Raw genomic sequence first — 14,784 nt, 5'->3', positions numbered from 1 at the left:
CCCGTTTCTCCACGTCCTTGGGCATGTGCGCCTTAGCGATTTTATCGGTGAACTCCTCGTATTCGGAAGAGCTCTCACCGTTACCCAACTCGTCCTGAATGACCCGAAGCTGTTCCTTGAGATAGTATTCCCGGTGGCTTCGCTCCATCTCCCGTCGCACTCGGTCATGAATGTCATGTTCAAGCTCAAGGATCTCGATTTCTCCGAGGAGTATCTTCAGGAGGTGTTCCATCCTCTGTTCCGGGTCCAGAATCTCAAGAAGCTGCTGTTTTTCCGCAACCTTCACGAGCAGATGGGATGAGATGAGATCTGTCATTTGTCCCGAGTCTTCGACGGACATGACGGACATGACCACTTCACTTGGAATTTTCGGATGAAGCGTCACATAATGCTCGAACTGCTCAAGGATACTTCGCCGGAGAGCCTCAATCCTGTCCGTCTGGATTACGCTCGCCTCTATCCGGCTGATCTCCGCTTCGAAATAATCCCTTTCGAGAGAATACCGGTCCACACCGACCCTGGTGATGCCTTCGACGAGCGCCTTCGTCGTCCCGTCGGGAACGCGGACCATTTGCAGCACATGACAGAGGGTTCCCACGTGATACAGATCCTCGGCGGAGGGGTCGTCCACGTGCATCTCCCTCTGGGCGACGACGAGGATGTTCTTGTCCCGCAGCATGGCTTCTTCCAGGGCCTTGAGCGACCGTGGACGTCCCACGAAAAGAGGCGCGATAATCCCGGGGAACAACACGAGATCCCGAACGGGAAGGACGGGAATGCGTCGGAGCGAATCGGACATGTTCAGGCGACCTCCTTGTCGTCCTTGCGGATCTCGACGGGATGGGCGCCGTCTTCGACAGTCTCCTTCGTGACAAGGATTTTCTTGAGCTTCTCAGCCCTGGAGGGAACGATATACATGAGATCCAGCATGATGGATTCCATGATGCTTCGCAGCCCACGCGCACCGGTGTTGCGTGCGGCGGCCTTGGCCGCCACGGCCTGAATGGCTTCTTCCGAGAACTCCAGGGTTACGCCCTCCATTCCGAAGGATTTGACGTACTGTTTGACGAGAGCGTTCTTGGGTTCCACGAGAATGCGCATGAGCGCTTCTTCGTCCAACTCTTCGAGAGGTGCGATGATGGGAAGACGCCCCACGAATTCCGGAATAAATCCATAGGCCATGAGATCCTCCGGCTGTGCTTCCTTGAGAAGAGAATAACGGTCCGAACGAGAATTACTCAATACCTGTCCGCCGAATCCGATGACTTTTTTGTTGACTCTCCGGGCAATGATGTTCTCGATTCCCTCGAAAGCGCCTCCGCAGATGAAGAGAATGTTCGTGGTGTTCAATTGCACGAAATCCTGATGGGGATGCTTGCGTCCGCCCTTGGGAGGGACGTTGGCGACAGTCCCCTCGAGAATGCGGAGCAATGCCTGCTGCACCCCTTCTCCGGAGACGTCCCTCGTGATGGACACGGATTCGGATTTTCGCCCCACCTTATCCACCTCGTCGAGGTAGATGATCCCCCGCTCCGCGCTTTGCACGTCGTAATCGGCGGCCTGAAGGAGACGCACGAGAATGTTCTCCACATCCTCCCCCACATATCCAGCCTCGGTGAGCGTCGTGGCATCGGCCATTGCGAAAGGCACCTGCAGTTTTTTTGCCAGGCTCTGCGCAAGAAGTGTCTTGCCCGATCCTGTAGGACCGATGAGGAGAACGTTACTCTTGTAGAGTTCCACCTCAGGATCGGGCTCCTGAATGGAGGCAATGCGTTTGAAGTGATTGTACACTGCAACAGCAAGGACCTTCTTCGCCGCGTCCTGACCGATCACATACTGATCGAGAAACTCCTTGATTTCGTGAGGCTTGGGAGTTTCCTTCGGCTCCGGAAGCGTCAAGTCCTCCGGAGGTGTTTTTTCTTCCTTGAGAATGAGGTTGCAAAGATTCACGCATTCGTTACAAATGTAAACGCCAGGACCCGCGATGATCTTCAACACCTCTTTCTGCCCCTTGCCGCAGAAAGAGCAGCGGATGCCTCGTCGCTTTCCGTCCTTGCTGTCTCCTCCATCGAATCGAAACATGTGGCCCCTCCTTGTGGAGACGTACTCCATCAAAACTCCTATGGGAATCGATCATTGATGTTACCGCAATTCACTTCAAAAAACAAACAAGGGAGCAATCGCTCCCTTGTCGCAGGTATCAGCCCCTCCGCGAGAAGGTGTCCGCCGGGGGCGTTCCTCTTCCGTCAGCGTTTCTCGATGACCTTGTCGACAATTCCGTAACGCTGGGCTTCTTCTGCGGACATGTAATAATCCCTGTCCATGTCCGTGGCGATTTTTTTGATGCTCTGCCCCGTGTGTTCCGCCAGGATTTTGCCAAGGAACTCCTTCATCCGGAGAATTTCCCTCGCCTGGATTTCGATATCCACAGCCTGCCCCTGTGCACCGCCGGAAGGCTGATGGATCATGATCCGGGCGTGAGGAAGAGAGTATCGTTTGCCCGCGGTGCCGCCGGAGAGCAAGACCGCCGCCATGCTTGCCGCCTGTCCGACGCAGATCGTCGAGACGGGACACTTGATGTACTGCATCGTGTCGTAGATGGCCATCCCTGCCGTGATGACGCCTCCGGGGCTGTTGATGTAGAGATGTACGTCCTTGTCGGGATCTTCGCTTTCGAGAAAAAGGAGCTGTGCCACGACGAGGTTCGCCAGATGGTCCTCTATGGCATCCCCGATGAAGACGATGCGATCCTTGAGCAAACGACTGTAAATGTCGTAGGAGCGCTCCCCCCGTCCGGTTTGCTCGATGACATAGGGTATGGTGTACATGACGTCACCTCTCACTCGGCCGCGCTGTCTTCAGCAGGTTGTTCCGATTCCGCCCGTGTTTCATCGCCGCCTGCGGGAATTTCCTTCACGGTTACGCAGGAGGCGAGATGGGCGAGGGCCTTTTGCATGCGAACATTATGCACCAGTGCGGCAAGAGCCTGCTGGTTTTTTCCGTACAGTTCGTACACTTTCTTGAGGGGTACTCTTCCGCGAAAAGCAAGAAGACGCATTTCTCTTTCCACGTCGTCGTTACCGACCTCGATCTCAGCCTTATCCGCATAGGCCTCAAGGATCAGACTGTTTCTGACATTTTTCTCGGCCCGTTCATGAAGCTCCATCTCGTACGCTTCCGGGCTTTGTCCGCTCTGTTCCAGAAAAGCCTCGAGCGTCGTGGAGAGCTGTTGTTCGAGGTATTCCTTTTCTTTTTCCCTGAGGGATTCCTCTTCACGGGAGACGAGCGTCTCGGGCAAAAGCTCCACGGAGGCTGCTTCCACGAATTTGGCGAAGGCGTCGTTCTTGACGGCCTCGGCGGATCGATACTCCATTTCTTTGGCCATACGGTCCCCGAGAAGTGCACGGAGCTCTTCGAGAGAGGCGGCCTTTCCCTGGGTCCACTCGGAAATGTGGTCGGCATCGAGTTCGGGAAGTCTCTCTTCCTGAATTTCGAGAACGTTGAACCGATAGGTCACGTCTTTTCCGGCGAAACGTTCGTCCTTGTAGTCGTCTTCCATGTGAATGGTCACAGCGACGTCGGTTCCCGCTTCGGCTCCCAAAAGGGCGCTGCGGATCTCGTGCCGGAGTTCAGGAGAGTGGAGATGAATATGGGCGTCCTCTTCGGTGAAAGGGACCTCCTCTCCAGCGAGAACGGCACTGTAGTGAACCTTCACCGTGTCCGACTCCCGGGCACACCGCCCCTCAATGGGAACGAGAGATGCGTGTTCCTTGCGAAAGCCCTCCACGGCTTTGTCGATGTCTTCGTCCGTGAAGGTGAAGACAGGTTTTTCCACGACAAGGTCCTTGGGATCCACAAGAGTGACTTCGGGGCGTACCTCGAAGGTCATGTCCATGACAAGAGGTTTTCCTTCATCGACTTGCGTGAAGGAAATTTGGGGTCTTTCCAGGAGAACCAGCTCGTACTCCTCAATGAGTGTGTCGACAGTCTTGGGGACGAGAGTCTCCAGAGCTTCCGTGTGGATGGCTTTTTTGCCCACCACCATTTCGAGAACACGACGTGGAATGTGGCCTTTCCGAAATCCCTTGATGATTGCAGATTTGCTCAGTTCTCGAACGGCATTGGCATCCTCGCGTTCGAATTCTTCCGCGTCGATTTCCACATGAATGACCGTTTTGTTCTTCTCCTGGGAAAGAATTTCTGAACGCAAGAAGGACAACCCCTTTCGCCGAGACGGTTTTCGTGCTTTTTCCGTAGTATAGCACGGTCAATGCAATACATGAAAAGACCTCGATGGAAAGCCCACCGAGGTTTCTCAGTCTTCTAACCTGACACGTGGTGCGAGAGGGGGGACTCGAACCCCCACGCCGAAGCATAGGATCCTAAGTCCTACGTGTCTACCAGTTCCACCACTCTCGCAGACTGAAATTTCTGGTGGACCGTGCAGGAATCGAACCTGCAACCCCCTGATTAAGAGTCAGGTGCTCTGCCAGTTGAGCTAACGATCCGTTCTCACTTGTACTTGAGTTACCATCCCTGCTTGACCGACTCCGGTTTTGGCAGATACCTCACGATTTCGGGAAACGAGAATCGCTCCAGAAACGCAACCCTACGGAAGTTCCTCCAAGGGGAACCGGAGAAAAATTTGGCGCGCCGGACAGGATTTGAACCCGTAACCTTCGGATCCGTAGTCCGATGCTCTATCCAGTTGAGCTACCGGCGCGCAGAGAACGCTTCTGGCGGTGGGAGAGGGATTCGAACCCTCGAGGGAGGTTTTTGCCCCCCTACCCGCTTAGCAGGCGAGCGCCTTCAGCCGACTCGGCCATCCCACCCCAACGACGCGGGGTATATTCTATTAAGGCTCACTCTTTCTGTCAATACCCGTAAAACCACGAGTTTTGCCCGATCTTTCGAGGCGACTTCCCCATATCACAGATTTTTCCCCTTCTCTTTCTCCAACCGCTTGGCCCGTCAAGGAACGTTGCCCTTGTGTTACCTCAGGAATTGCTGTCCGGCGACGCGGGGTCAGGCGAAAGCGGCACGACCTCCGGAGAAGCCGGTGACATATCCGGCGACGTGGTTTCGAGAACAGGATCGGCAAAAAGCGATGCATCAAGAAGGTGAATGGTGGCACGCTCCCGCAGGGATGCAAAATAGGCACCCTGGGCTTCCCTGCGTTTTTCTCCGAGAATGAGTTCGCGCACGTCCGCACTGACATCCTCGAAGGGAACGACGCCGCCCTCGTCTCTGCTGATCCGCTCCAGAACATACACATCCTCACTGATCACCACAGGGGATGTCACTGCCCCATCTTCGAGAGAGGCTACGGCGGTCCAGATTTCCTCTGGAACCCGCCCTTTCGCGAGGGTAACCGTACTGTCCTCGGAGACGGGATATGTCAGGTCATCCGAGAAGGTGCGCCCTAAATCGTTCCAGGAAACCCCGGCGAGGAGTTCCTCGGAAAAACGCTTTGCCTTGTCCCGGTCCTTGAGATGCGCCGCGCGGACCAGAATCGTCTCCGGGCGAGTGAAAAAAAGCTCTTTGAGTGTATCGTAGAACTGAACGTCCTCATCGCCGGAGATCGTCACGCTGGAGACTTCCATCGCGAGAATCTTTTGTTGTGCAATATTGTCGGCGATCTCCTTGCGCAGAGCTTTTTCGTTGATCTGCTGCTGTTGGATGTACTCCCGGTATGCTTCGATCGTGGGAAACTGATTCTGGATGTTCTTCAGCGCCGTGTCGATCTCCGCTTCGGGGACATCAATCTTGCGAGCCGCGACTTCCTTGCGGAATTCCTGACCGATGGCGAGATTATCGATGAACTGGCGCCGAAGACGCACGATATCCGCCTCAGTGACGTCCTTTACCCCGCTCCGTTCCGCGAGGTCCGCCACACCTCGTTCGAGCTGGGAACGCATGACCTTGTTCCCGTTGATTTCGGCGACGGCGTAGTCGCCTTCAGCCCCTCCGCCTCCGCCGGAACGGGTGTACATGCCGTAGCCGGCAAAAATAGAGATGACGAAAAGAACCACCACACTGATCATGATTCCCTTCACCTGGGTGCGCAGCGTCTTCATGAACAAGGCAAACCGTCCCCTTTCGTGTTTCCGTATCCTCGTGCCGTTCCACGGCAGCGCCACATATGATACGGTCGATGCAGGAAGGTGTCAAAGGTCCATTCTTTCGGGAAAAGGGATGGGCCGTACGGAGACGGGGAACCCGGGAAATGCAAAGTTCTCGCTGCCGCTCCGGATTCTGTTTTCCCACCCTCGGAGTAGGTGACTCCGGAAAACTCAGATATCTCGCATTGAACTGCCTCGTTTCGGTTGGGCTTTGAGCGGGACGGAAAGATCTGCGGCACCTTCCATCGCTTCGAGAAGGACCTTTTCCGTTTCTTGAACGGCGACTGCAGGTGTCTCCACGACCAGGGAGTCGTGAACCTGGAGAACGAGCGTCGCCTCAGGCAGATTTTTCATGGACAGAGTGTAGAAGCGGATCATGGCCAGCTTGGCGATATCCGCTGCCGTACCCTGAATCGGCGTGTTAATGGCGACTCGTTTCAATGCTCCACTCCCTCGCCCTTCGACGGTGGACACTTCGTCCAGAGGGCGGATCCGCCCGAAAAGTGTTTTCGTGTATCCTCGGCGAAGAGCCTCCCGGGATGTCTCTTCCATGTATTCCCGGACGCCCGGAAATACATGGAAATAGCGTCGGACCAATTCCTGCGCTTCTCCGTTTCCGACGGCGAGCCGCTCTGCAAGACCGAAAGCGCTCATGCCGTAGAGAAGGCCGAAGTTTACGACTTTCGCCTTGCGTCGAAGCTCCGGGGTAACATCCTCCGGTGAGACGGAAAAGACCCATGAGGCTGTTTCCGTGTGGACATCCCGTTCTTCGACGAAGAGAGTGCGAAGACGTTCTTCTCCGGCAAGATGCCCGAGAATACGAAGTTCGATCTGGGCATAATCCGCAGCGACGAAAAGATGTTCCTTTTCTCTGGGGACGAGTGCGCTCCGAAAACGTCCTGCCCACTCGCCGAAGACGGGGAGATTCTGAACGTTCGGATTCGTGCTGGAAAGGCGCCCCGTTCCGGTCACGACATGCTCGAAGGTAGAATGAACACATCCGGTCGTTTCATCTCTGGCCTTGAGAAAAGGATGGACAAAGCCAGTTAGCATTTTGCTCAATTCTCGATGTTCGAGCAGCAGCGAAGGAACGTCGCCACCCGGGCGAGACGCGAGCATTTGCAGGACGGAAACATCTGTGGAATAACCTGTTTTTGTTTTCTTCAGCGGAGGAAGACCGAGCTTTTCGAAGAGGAGCCATCCCACTTGTTTCGGAGAATTCAGGTTTATCTGTGTACCCGCGTTCTGCGCAAGTTCCTCTTCAATAACATCGATGCGCCGTTGTAAATCCATTTCAAGCTCAAGGAAACCGGTCTTGTGTACGCCGAGACCGTGTTGTTCCATGTCCACCAACACGGGACAGAGAGGCAGGTCAATGGAGCGTTGGAGTTGCTCCAGCCCGAACTCCTCCAATTGTGGTTGAATGATGGAACGAGTGCGCCAAAGCGCTTCCGTTACAGCCGAAGGCGCGGCATCGGTTAGGACGCCTTGGTTTTTCAGGATGTCACGCAATGACGCGGATGCCCTGTCCGGGTGCAACAGATAGAGAGATGTCTCGGCATCCCAGACCCGTTCAGGGGACAGTGTCACCTTTCCACGGAGGATGGAGCAAAGCGTCTTGTAGCGAAGCGTCAGGAGCGTTCCCTTTTGTGCCCATTCCGAGAGGGGAGTAAAGAAACCTCCGCTTTCGGGGGATCCGGACCAGCAGCGCCCGTCCCTGGAAGCGAGAAACAGCGTCGGACACATGCCATGGGAAGAGTCTTCGTTCTCTGGAAACCAATGGACAGCCAGCTCGTCCTCGCGGAACAATTCGTCCAGAGAAACCGTTCGAGAGGCTCGGTTGTCCACTTCTCCGGAAAGAGAACGCGTCTTCAGTCCACTTTTTTCCTCTCCCGTTTTCTCATCTTTCGGAGCAGGGTGTCCGAAAGGCGCCTCTCTCAGTTCTTTTCCCGAGGAAGCATTTCTCGGAGCAAGAATCTTTGCCGAAAAACGTTCCATGCCCAACCGTGAACAGAGGTCCCTCAGTTCCTTTTCATCGGCGCTTCGCGGAAGGAGTTCCTCAAGGGTAAGTGCCTCTTTCACGGAGAGCGTCACGAGATCTCTGCTACGCCACGCAGTATCCTGGTGTTCCAGAAAGCGTCCTTTCAAAGCCGGAGAGAGCTCGGAAAGGGAAGAATAGATGTTTTCCAAAGACCCGTATTGCCCGAGAAGTTTTCGCGCCGTTTTATCGCCCACGCCGGGGATCCCTGGAACGTTGTCCACGGCATCCCCCACCATGGCGAGATAATCTCGCATAGCATCCGGACTGAATCCATACTCCCGGAGAAAAAGCTCCTCATCGAACAGTGCGAAAGAAGAGACACCTTTTTTCGGACGAAGAACACGGATCCGGTTCCCAAGCACCTGAAGGATATCCTTGTCCGCAGAGACGAGAAGCACCTCGGCTCCTTCGGAGGCCGCACGGAGTGCGGTCCCGGCGAGGATGTCGTCCGCCTCGATACCCTCAAGTGCGGTGACACAATATCCCGATGCATGGAGAATTGATTTCAAAAACGGGAGTTGCCTGGAAAAGTCCGGCGGAGTGGGAGTACGTCCCTCTTTGTACGCGGCATAGACTTCATGACGAAACGTGGGTCCCTTTGCATCGAAGATGATGCCCACATGGGATGGGGTCCATTCCTCGAGAATTTTCTGAAACATGTTCAAAAACCCCACGATGGCATTTGTCGGTGTGCCGTCGGGAGCATTGAGTTCCGGCAGTGCGTAGAAGGCACGAAAGGCGAGCCCGTGACCGTCGATAAGGAGTGCGAGTGTTTTTCCCATTGCCTTTTCCACCTTCCGATTCTTGTTTCGCTCAGTATACCATTCGGAAAGACGGGAACCGCCTCCGAAAAACATCGTGCGTTTTCGAGTTCCCTCATGTGATGGTAATATAGGGCTTCTCGTAAGCGCCGTAACAATTTTTCCGAATCGACCTGTGGAGGGATTACCGATGACGGAGCATGTACGTGTGCGATTCGCTCCCAGCCCTACGGGGGCGCTGCACATTGGGGGCGGTCATACCGCGTTGTTCAATTGGCTTTGGGCAAGACACACTGGAGGAACCTTTGTCCTTCGCATAGAGGACACGGATCGCCAGCGCTCAACCTTGGAATATGAAAGAACAATCATGTCCGGGATGCAATGGCTCGGCTTGGATTGGGATGAAGGCCCCGATCGCGGCGGTGATTTTGGCCCCTACCGCCAGTCGGAACGGCTGGAAACCTATCGTGCCTATGCGGAACTTCTTTTAAACAAGGGGTGTGCCTATCGGGATGGAGAGGCCGTGATCTTCCGGGTTCCGCAAGGGAAAGCCGTTTCCTTCGACGACGCCGTGTACGGAAGCATCACCATGCAGAGTGAGACCTACAAGGACATCGTTCTTTTGAAGAGCGACGGGTTCCCCACGTACAACTTTGCCGTCGTGGTGGACGATTACACCATGGATATCACATGGGTCATACGTGGTGAAGACCACATCATGAACACACCGAAACAGATTCTTCTGTACGACGCTTTCGGATGGCGGCTGCCCCGTTTCGCGCACCTTCCCATGATCCTCGGTACGGACAAGAAGAAACTCTCCAAGCGTCACGGAGCGACAAGCGTGTACGAATACCGTGATCTTGGCTTTCTTCCCGACGGGGTGTTCAACTTCCTGGCGCTTCTCGGGTGGAACCCCGGCGACGAACGGGAAGTGTTCGACCGTGAAGAAGCGGTGTCCCTCTTCGAGCTCTCCAGGGTGACGAAAAAAGCGGCAGTCTTCGACATGGACAAGTGCAACCACATCAACCAGGAACATCTCAAGCGGTGTTCTCCGGAGATGCTTTTTGCACTTGTCTCGCCCTTCTGGAAGGAACTCGGGCTTCCCGTGGAGAGCCATTCCCGCGCCTTTCTCGAGAAGGCACTGGTCCTCATGGGAGGGCGCGGCCAAACCACGAGAGAACTCGCCGAATACAGCGATTACTTTCTTTCCTTCGCTCCGGTGGTCTCCAGATATACCGCGTCCGATCTCGATCCGGAAAAACGAGCCTTGCTCGGAAAGTTTTTCCGAGAACTCCTGGCCCTTGATGTGTGGAATGTTTCCTCAATGGAAGAAATGACGCGGCGATGGGTCGAGGTGAATGGCGTCAAGATGAAAGACGTGGCGATGGCATTTCGCTGGATTCTGACGGGGAGGAAAGTCAGTCCGGGCATTTTCGAAGTGGCGGAGCTTTTGGGTAGAGACGAGGTTGCGAAACGCCTCGCACACTATGGATTTTCGGGAGCATAGCTCTTCAGATAGTGTCCGAGAACCGAAGCGGGAGAATCGGGAGCTGCGAGAAACGCATACCAGAGAAGTGCGTGAACGAATTCCAGGGATGCATCACCCTGGCTCCACACGAAAAATCCTTTCTTGACGAGAGAAGCGATCCCCACGCCTTTATAGGCCTGGGGATTTTTCGTGTCGCCTTCGGCCTGGCTACAGGCGATCACCATGGGTTTCATCGGTTCATTCTCGAAACGAGAGACAAGGGCTTGCAGAATCTCGGAGGGCGCGTTCCCCGCGCCGAACCCCAGAAGCACGAGAGCTTTTTCTTCTCCCGTAAAATGTGGTGCACACCCCGGCATGCACAGATACCAACGAAGTTGCCCCGCAAGGGTAGAAATGCTTTCCGCCGTTTCTTCTTTTTTCAAAAGATCCTGAAGAGGTCGGGGAGAATTCCAGTGCAATTCCGGCAGAAGAATCTTCGGTGCTTCGCGTCCCCACTCGGGGCTGAAGAAAACGGGCAATCCGTTGACGGCGGTAAACGCGTCGGGGTGAATCGCCCTGGCTTTGTGCGCTCGTTTCCCAGGGATCAGCTTCCAGTTGAAGTAGACCCATACACCGGGATATCCAGCGCAGACGACCTGCGCTGCGCCTCGAAGGTTCACCTGTACGTCCTCGGGCGTGTAATCCAGCGTCAGCTGACTTCCCGTGAGCACCACGGGAAGAGGAATCCCTTCGAGAACAAGAGAGAGCCACGCTGCGGTAAAGGCCATGGTATCCGTTCCATGAAGGATGATGACACCCTGGATGTCGCCCTTCTGCAGCTCTCCGATGATGATTCGAGTGAGCCCGATCCAGTGTTGCGGGTTCAGATCGGAGCTGTCCAGTCCGGGAACTCCCCAGGGAACGGCAGTGACGACACGAAGGCCTCGGTCGTCGAAAAATTCTCCAAGAAGGCGTTCAAGCCTTTCGGATGCTCCGGCGTCCGGTGCTGTGTCCTTACCGTCTCTCATGGCTCCGGCGATGGTTCCTCCCGTGAGTAATACCAACACACGCCGCACGGCAATCCCTCCCGGCAAAAAACGGATCCGCGGCAGAGAGTGCCCCGCCGCGGACCAAGAATGTCACTTCGGGTGAATGGCGTTTTTAGGACATGCGTCGGCGCAGGCAGCGCAACCCACGCACTTGACCTCATCAATTCGGTGCTTTTCCTTGATTTTTCCCGAGATGGCCTGGGTAGGACAGACCTTTGCACATTTTGTGCAGCCGATGCACGCGTCCGGGTCCACCTCGTAGGTGGAACGGGGCTGTTTGTCCTCCGCCTCCGAAGCGGCTGTCTGCGTGACGGGATTTCTCGGGCCGGAATCGCGAACAATCTCTCCTATGCGGTCATAAGTGGAGTTGAGACATTCGTCGGTCATCCAGATGCAGTTGACGGGACAGATCTCCGTGCACTGTTCGCAAAAACAACATCTATCGACGTGAAAGATCACTTTCTTCTCTTCCGGCAGAAACGTAATGGCGTTGGCAGGGCAAACTTTCTGACAAAGCCGACAGCCGATGCAGGTGGAGCGGTCATAGGCGATGCGTCCCCGAAATCGCGGAGGAACACTCACGGGAGGGACAATGTCCACTACTCCCTCTGCCGCCGCGCGCAGAGCATCACCGAGATGCTCCGGCATATGCGGAAGGGGAAAGGGATTCGTGAAGGTCGGTTCGCTCAGTTGTCGAAGAACCTGAAGCATCATGCGATTCAACATGGTCGGACTTCCTCCTCACACCAGAGCGTCCAGAGAGACGAGAAGCATGCCCGCCAACGCGAGGCCGGAAACCTGAACCCAATAGAATTTGGAGGCCTGCCAGATCTTGAGACGTCCCAGAGAGGTACGCACGAGCGTTACACTTACCATCTGCACGAGAAAAACCTTGATCCAGAACCAGAGAAAGTCCACGGCAAAAGCGACCACGCTGCTCATGCCGAGAAAACGGGCCAGCGACCACGGGAAGAAAAGGGACACCACGACACCACACATGGCGAGCGTCCGGACGGCAAAGGTCATCTTCAGCAGTGCGAGATTTCTTCCCGAATATTCCGCAATGAGTCCCTCCAGGATTTCTGTTTTGGCCTCGGGAATATCCATGGGTGATTTTCCCACCTCTGCGGGAACGACGGCAAGGAGAGTCCCCAGTAGCACAAGCAGACCGAGAAAACCGGTTTTCCCCACCATTTGCCACACGGACATCCCCACGAAAGACTCCAGATTGAAGGGGTCGCCGGGCATGCCCGTTCTGTAGGCGATCCAGGCGAGAGTACAGATGACCGTCGCGAGAGGCGCCTCGTAACTCATCATGAGGACCATTTCCCGTTGGGCACCTACGTTTGCATAGGGAGAAGCGCTGGCGAAGCCACCCACTACCATTGCGACGGCGGAGAGAGCGAACAGATAGAGAATCAACACGAGATCACCCTCCCCCCCAAGGATGGGAGGAAGGGACCCGACAGGAATGTAAAGGAAAATCATCATGGCGGACACGCAGGCCACCCACGGAGCTCCGTTGAAAAGCCACGCCAACGCGGCTCGAGGAATGATGTTTTCTTTTCCCATGAGCTTCAGCAGGTCGTAGAAAGGCTGGAAGACCGGTGGTCCGAGCCGGTTCTGCATGCGAGCGTGAACGAGTCTGTCCACACCGTCGAACACCAGTGCCACTACAGAGGCGAGAAGGATCAACGCCGTTCCCGAGACAGTTTTCATCAAGAAAAGGGTCATTGCCGCATCAGCCTCCTCGTCTTTTCCCGACAACGTTCGATCAGGTCCTGTTTAACCAGCACTTCCTCGCGTTCTGCGGCACGGTCGGTGACGAGAACCCTTTCCATACATGAAATACAGGGGTCGACACTGTTGAGAATCAGGGGTGCATCGGCCAGTTCCTGGTCCCGGAACATTAGGGGCCAGGAGATGGCATTCGAGTAGGTGGGGGCCCGAACTTTCCACCATGTAATATTTTCCGCGCCCTTGGTAAGGCGTATGGCGTGCGTGTCATCTCCTCTCGGAGCCTCCACGAAGCCGATTCCTTCACCATCGGCCTGTTTGAGGTAGTTCAACAGCTTCGGCAGTTTCGGCTCCCACATGAGTTCACCGGACGGAAGGCCATCGAGGCAACGTTCGATGAGGTCCAGAGACTGGTGGATCTCCGTGGCGCGGACGAAAAAGCGATCGTAGACATCCCCATGGCTCTTTCCGAGATAATCCTGGGGGACGATGGGAGTTACGTCCAGCTCTCCGTAGGCCTCATAGGGAGCGGACCAGCGGAGATCGATCCTGAGCCCGGACCCCCGAGCCGTCGGCCCCAGAGCGCAATACCGCATCGCCTCCTGAGGCGAAAGGGGGCCCACGTGACGCATGCGTGCAAGCGCCACGGGGTCGTCAAACACAACATCGGTGAAGGTGGCGATGTTGTTCCGATAATAGTCGAGCATGTCGCGAATGGCTCTTGCCACTTCGGGTGTGATATCGCGGCGCACACCGCCCACTGTTCCCACACCGTAGTTCACACGGTTACCGGTCAAGGCTTCGAGTACATCCATCACCTTTTCCCGGAGCTGCATCCCCAAATGGAAGGCGGAATCGTACCCGATGGTATAACAGGCGACTCCAGCCCAGAGGATGTGGGAATGCACCCGTTCCAGCTCCAGAAGAAGAGACCGGATGTACTGGGCACGGCGGGGTACAGGGATTTTTGCCGCGTCCTCCACGGCGCGGACGAAGCAGGTGATGTGTGAGAACGAACAAATGCCGCAGACGCGTTCCGCGAGATAGATCACCTGAATCGGATTTCGATCCCGGGCCATGAATTCGATGCCGCGATGAATGGCGCCCGGTCTGATTGTCGCCTGGACGATGCGCTCTCCGTCGACATCAAGCCATGCCGTGATAGGCTCCTTGAGTCCGACGTGCACGGGGCCGATGGGAACCCGATAGGTCGTCTTTCCTTGTGCCATAGGCTATTCCCCCTCCCCCTGCTACGACAGATGGCGGATGTGTTCTTCCCTGGGGCCGGTCTCATCGCGCCGCATGGGCTTGATCGATGTGTCCCAGTTCTCGGGAAGGAGAAGCAGTGATTGATTCGGAAGTCCCTGAAACGCCACACCCAGTGCTTCCTTCGCCTCTCGTTCGCTGTATTCGACTCCTGGAATCCGTTCCCAGAGAGAGGGCATGATGAGGTCTTCCTTGGGAATGCGGACGCGCACATTGACTCCAAGGTGTTCCCCTCGTCCCGCACAGCGAAAAAGGGAAAAATGGTAGACGAAAAGAATGTGATCTCCCGAGTCGTCCGTAGAAAGCACATGGAAATGGGGAAAATCGAAAAGGAACA

Annotated in this window: 12 protein-coding genes and 4 tRNA genes; 1 reads left to right on the top strand and 15 read right to left on the bottom strand. The window is 55.6% G+C overall.

What is annotated here, in order from left to right; genetic code table 11:
• The 10 genes from Q1K49_RS05125 to polA form a co-directional block, all read right to left on the bottom strand.
• Window positions 1–799: LON peptidase substrate-binding domain-containing protein (locus tag Q1K49_RS05125; protein WP_300523547.1), on the bottom strand; the 799-nt coding region annotated here is incomplete at its 3' end.
• A gap of 2 nt (window positions 800–801) precedes the next feature.
• A complete protein-coding gene (gene clpX / locus Q1K49_RS05120) occupies window positions 802–2,082 on the bottom strand; it encodes an ATP-dependent Clp protease ATP-binding subunit ClpX (protein WP_300523544.1) in 1,281 nt (426 codons plus the stop codon).
• Between the two features lie 164 nt (window positions 2,083–2,246).
• A complete protein-coding gene (clpP, locus tag Q1K49_RS05115; protein ID WP_300523541.1) occupies window positions 2,247–2,828 on the bottom strand; it encodes an ATP-dependent Clp endopeptidase proteolytic subunit ClpP in 582 nt (193 codons plus the stop codon).
• A gap of 11 nt (window positions 2,829–2,839) precedes the next feature.
• On the bottom strand, window positions 2,840–4,210 hold the full coding sequence (tig, locus tag Q1K49_RS05110) for a trigger factor (RefSeq protein ID WP_300523538.1): 1,371 nt from the start codon (window positions 4,208–4,210) through the stop codon (window positions 2,840–2,842).
• A 126-nt stretch (window positions 4,211–4,336) separates the two neighbouring features.
• Window positions 4,337–4,419, bottom strand: a tRNA-Leu gene (locus Q1K49_RS05105).
• A gap of 13 nt (window positions 4,420–4,432) precedes the next feature.
• Window positions 4,433–4,508, bottom strand: a tRNA-Lys gene (locus Q1K49_RS05100).
• Between the two features lie 138 nt (window positions 4,509–4,646).
• Window positions 4,647–4,723: transfer RNA gene (locus Q1K49_RS05095), tRNA-Arg, on the bottom strand.
• 14 nt (window positions 4,724–4,737) lie between these two features.
• Window positions 4,738–4,832: transfer RNA gene (locus tag Q1K49_RS05090), tRNA-Ser, on the bottom strand.
• A gap of 165 nt (window positions 4,833–4,997) precedes the next feature.
• A complete protein-coding gene (locus Q1K49_RS05085; RefSeq protein ID WP_300523550.1) occupies window positions 4,998–6,077 on the bottom strand; it encodes a SurA N-terminal domain-containing protein in 1,080 nt (359 codons plus the stop codon).
• Between the two features lie 216 nt (window positions 6,078–6,293).
• Complete coding sequence (polA, locus tag Q1K49_RS05080) at window positions 6,294–8,945, bottom strand: DNA polymerase I (protein WP_300523536.1); 2,652 nt, start codon at window positions 8,943–8,945, stop codon at window positions 6,294–6,296.
• A gap of 169 nt (window positions 8,946–9,114) precedes the next feature.
• Between polA and gltX the strand changes: the two genes are divergently transcribed.
• Window positions 9,115–10,434, top strand: a complete 1,320-nt coding sequence (gene gltX, locus Q1K49_RS05075) for a glutamate--tRNA ligase (protein WP_300523534.1) — start codon at window positions 9,115–9,117, stop codon at window positions 10,432–10,434.
• Here the strand turns inward: gltX and Q1K49_RS05070 are convergent.
• The 5 genes from Q1K49_RS05070 to Q1K49_RS05050 form a co-directional block, all read right to left on the bottom strand.
• Complete coding sequence (locus tag Q1K49_RS05070; protein ID WP_300523531.1) at window positions 10,413–11,471, bottom strand: asparaginase domain-containing protein; 1,059 nt, start codon at window positions 11,469–11,471, stop codon at window positions 10,413–10,415. The two genes, gltX and Q1K49_RS05070, sit on opposite strands and share 22 nt — an antisense overlap.
• Before the next feature lie 63 nt (window positions 11,472–11,534).
• Window positions 11,535–12,170, bottom strand: coding sequence for a 4Fe-4S binding protein (locus Q1K49_RS05065; RefSeq protein WP_300523528.1), 636 nt, complete (start codon window positions 12,168–12,170; stop codon window positions 11,535–11,537).
• A 15-nt stretch (window positions 12,171–12,185) separates the two neighbouring features.
• A complete protein-coding gene (locus Q1K49_RS05060) occupies window positions 12,186–13,178 on the bottom strand; it encodes a complex I subunit 1 family protein (protein ID WP_300523526.1) in 993 nt (330 codons plus the stop codon).
• Complete coding sequence (locus tag Q1K49_RS05055; protein ID WP_300523525.1) at window positions 13,175–14,410, bottom strand: nickel-dependent hydrogenase large subunit; 1,236 nt, start codon at window positions 14,408–14,410, stop codon at window positions 13,175–13,177. Before Q1K49_RS05055 ends, Q1K49_RS05060 begins: the two co-directional genes overlap by 4 nt.
• A 21-nt stretch (window positions 14,411–14,431) precedes the next feature.
• A partial coding sequence (locus Q1K49_RS05050) for an NADH-quinone oxidoreductase subunit C (protein ID WP_300523523.1) occupies window positions 14,432–14,784 on the bottom strand: 353 nt, incomplete at its 5' end.

The sequence above is a fragment of the Aminiphilus sp. genome (assembly GCF_029975095.1).
In the GTDB taxonomy this organism is placed as follows: Bacteria; Synergistota; Synergistia; order Synergistales; family Aminiphilaceae; genus Aminiphilus.
Note: the sequence above shows the minus strand (reverse complement) of the source record. Positions and strands in the feature narration are given on the sequence as shown.

What these genes read in the sequence shown, in the direction of transcription:
- polA (WP_300523536.1), bottom strand. Translation starts at nt 8,945, where the DNA reads ATGGGAAAAACACTCGCACTCCTTATCGACGGTCACGGGCTCGCCTTT.
- clpP (WP_300523541.1), bottom strand. Translation starts at nt 2,828, where the DNA reads ATGTACACCATACCCTATGTCATCGAGCAAACCGGACGGGGGGAGCGC.
- clpX (WP_300523544.1), bottom strand. Translation starts at nt 2,082, where the DNA reads ATGTTTCGATTCGATGGAGGAGACAGCAAGGACGGAAAGCGACGAGGC.
- gltX (WP_300523534.1), top strand. Translation starts at nt 9,115, where the DNA reads ATGACGGAGCATGTACGTGTGCGATTCGCTCCCAGCCCTACGGGGGCG.
- Q1K49_RS05060 (WP_300523526.1), bottom strand. Translation starts at nt 13,178, where the DNA reads ATGACCCTTTTCTTGATGAAAACTGTCTCGGGAACGGCGTTGATCCTT.
- Q1K49_RS05065 (WP_300523528.1), bottom strand. Translation starts at nt 12,170, where the DNA reads ATGTTGAATCGCATGATGCTTCAGGTTCTTCGACAACTGAGCGAACCG.
- Q1K49_RS05085 (WP_300523550.1), bottom strand. Translation starts at nt 6,077, where the DNA reads ATGAAGACGCTGCGCACCCAGGTGAAGGGAATCATGATCAGTGTGGTG.
- Q1K49_RS05055 (WP_300523525.1), bottom strand. Translation starts at nt 14,410, where the DNA reads ATGGCACAAGGAAAGACGACCTATCGGGTTCCCATCGGCCCCGTGCAC.